4 protein-coding genes are annotated in these 2,415 nt (G+C 37.1%); 2 read left to right on the forward strand and 2 right to left on the reverse strand.

Annotated elements, in window-relative coordinates; all coding sequences use genetic code 11:
• On the reverse strand, positions 1-432 hold a 432-nt coding region (locus E1163_RS06430; protein ID WP_155170616.1), incomplete at its 3' end, for a hypothetical protein.
• Positions 433-745: 313 nt separating this feature from the next.
• Here E1163_RS06430 and E1163_RS06435 point away from each other — a divergent pair.
• Together E1163_RS06435 and E1163_RS06440 are read left to right on the forward strand one after the other, a co-directional pair.
• The gene (locus tag E1163_RS06435) at positions 746-988 is read left to right on the forward strand and encodes a type II toxin-antitoxin system HicA family toxin (protein ID WP_155170617.1); all 243 of its coding nucleotides are present in this window, start codon (positions 746-748) and stop codon (positions 986-988) included.
• Positions 985-1,326: a type II toxin-antitoxin system HicB family antitoxin gene (locus E1163_RS06440; RefSeq protein WP_155170618.1), complete on the forward strand. Its 342-nt coding sequence runs from the start codon at positions 985-987 to the stop codon at positions 1,324-1,326. Before E1163_RS06435 ends, E1163_RS06440 begins: the two co-directional genes overlap by 4 nt.
• A 707-nt stretch (positions 1,327-2,033) precedes the next feature.
• Here the strand turns inward: E1163_RS06440 and E1163_RS30445 are convergent.
• The coding region (locus E1163_RS30445) for a hypothetical protein (RefSeq protein WP_221417948.1) at positions 2,034-2,415 on the reverse strand (382 nt) is incomplete at its 5' end.

The following is a 2,415-nucleotide window of genomic DNA, read 5'->3' on the forward strand; positions in this document are numbered from 1 at the left end:
GAAGCTTGAATTGATCACTAGTAAAATTCCAATATGATAGTTTAAGTATCCTTCTCCTGGTCGAGTAAATATTTCTAGCTTTTTCAAGTCTTGAATTAATTGAGAACCTGTTACAGTAGGCGTTGATTTGATTTCAATTGCCATTATATTATTAGTCGTAGTCTTATGGTGATGAACAACTAAATCAGGAATAAGAGTGTTATCCTGTTCGTAATTAGGCAATAATGTCAGTCCTTTTCTTAATTCACCATTGGCATACCAATTCGATCCGTTATAAATCTTTCGAAGTTGGTGGTATAATTCATACGCAAAAGCCCTTTCGTTCATGTGGACTTGTCCATGAATTGCAGGAATCCCAAAGTATTCAGGGCTTACGTTGAGCAATGCATTTTTAAACTTATTTAAATGATCTTTTTTTTCTCTTTCGCTCATGGTTTTAGGGGGGGATGGAGGTTTTATTATAGTTTGAAGAAGTTTTTGGTCAATTAAACGGCAATAACTAAGAATACATACTACTGGCTCCCATTACCCAACTGATGCGGTAATATTCTCAGCCTTAAGAAAAATTTGCAAACACTTTAAAGATAAACCCTCATACGCCTCGATGTCAATACCCAACCTTGGGTATTTTTAGCTAAAAATTAGAAGAAATGTCTCTTTTACTATCCTTGATGTGAAGGCCTTATGATTGCAGTAAAAAAGAAAAACAATTTGATTATGCAACTAAATACAGTTACTTTTGGTTATGTCTAAAAAAGAAAAGCTAATCACCAGATTTATAGAACTGCCTTCTGATTTTCATTATGATGAGATGGTGAAGCTTTTAAGCTACTTTGGTTTTAATGAGGTTAAGAAAGGAAAGACCTCAGGGTCGCGGGTGAAGTTCGAAAATAAAAAGGGTATACCGATTATGCTTCATAAGCCACATCCGAGTGGAATTATGAAGAAATATCAAATGAAACAAGTAAAGGAAATATTAGGGCTATGAAATATCTAGAGTACAAAGGTTATACGGGAAGTATAGAGTATAGTCAGGAAGATAATTTACTCTATGGGAAAGTATTAGGAATAAGAGGGTTGATCTCTTACGAGGGAGAGACAGGGCAGCAACTGGAGAAAGACTTTAAAGAAGCTGTTGACACTTACCTGAATGATTGTAAGGCTGCGGAAAAAAAGCCAGAGAAGCCATTTAAAGGCAGCTTTAATGTAAGAATATCGGCTACACTGCATCAAAAAGCTGCACTCTTGGCAATGGAAACAAAAACTTCCTTAAACAGTCTTGTAGAAGAAGCAATCAGGTCTCGTGTGACTCAGGAGCAGACCTAATCTCCAATCTGGATCAGGCATATAAAACAAATAAACTGGCGCAAGTATCCCTTGTGTTTTTCATTGTTTTACGGAAAAGCTTTTCAACTGACCCTGGTCATAGCTTAAGTGCAGCGATCCTTAGACGTATAGTGAAGTAGGGCGTCTGCCCGATCTGGTTTTATAGCAAAGGATTGAAACATTAGAGGAATATAGAAGAGCCTAGGGATGATCCCTGGTTTTTTCATATCGGTTGTAGCATCAGATGTACAACTAATAGAAAATGAATTGCCTCCTTTGGAAAGTGGAAAGTGATTTATAGCTCCTGCATGGGTCAAATGTTTAGCGCAGCGAATGTGAGGTGAAAACAGATTTAATTATGAGTATGTACAAAGGGTCTTATGGTTTTGAATTTATAGGAGCAGTAGTCAGGTGGTCTTTTTTAGTACTTTTTCCTAAATATAGAAATCAGAAAGGCCTTTTTAAAAAAGTTTTAACAGGAGGTGTTAATTTGGGAGAAAGATCCTCAGAAGTATTTGTTTTAAATTTGCTTATAGGATTGATAACTATTGTGTTAGCGTTTATTACCGCAATATATATTAAATCGGTGATATAGATTCCTGTCTTTGATCCCCTGCCGGTCTAAGGTTTAGCTTAGAGGCAATAAAAAAGGGCCGCCCCCTTACCTGACGACCCTTCACCCTCTCCTATGAAGATTTTGAATGTTTTTATTGAATTCTGATAGACTGGCTAAAGTATTTTCCTGCAATGTCAATTCTCATAGTGTATGAGCCTGGCCCAAGACGTGACATGTCGTATCTTTTAGTCAGGTTGCCATTGTCAGCCAGTGTATCTTCAAAAATGATATCATTGGTATTGTCCAGAATTGACAGTTTCATAGGCTCTTCATGTGTTTTCTGAAGGGCAACGTCAACTTTATTGCCAGATTGGTTGATGCTTGGCTTGTGAATTACAAGACGGCTATCCCTGTTGATCGAAAGCTTGTCATTGATAATAGACAGTACAAACATTTCGATTCGCTGGTTATTCTCAATTTCCAGGGTGTACTCACCATCAGGTAGCGACTGCATGTCAAAACCTTTTAGGTAC

Source organism: Fulvivirga kasyanovii (genome assembly GCF_009711405.1).
Taxonomy (GTDB): Bacteria; Bacteroidota; Bacteroidia; order Cytophagales; family Cyclobacteriaceae; genus Fulvivirga; species Fulvivirga kasyanovii.

Bases quoted from the DNA above. Each gene is read 5' to 3' on its own strand.
- E1163_RS06440 (WP_155170618.1), top strand. From the start codon at position 985: ATGAAATATCTAGAGTACAAAGGTTATACGGGAAGTATAGAGTATAGT.
- E1163_RS06435 (WP_155170617.1), top strand. From the start codon at position 746: ATGTCTAAAAAAGAAAAGCTAATCACCAGATTTATAGAACTGCCTTCT.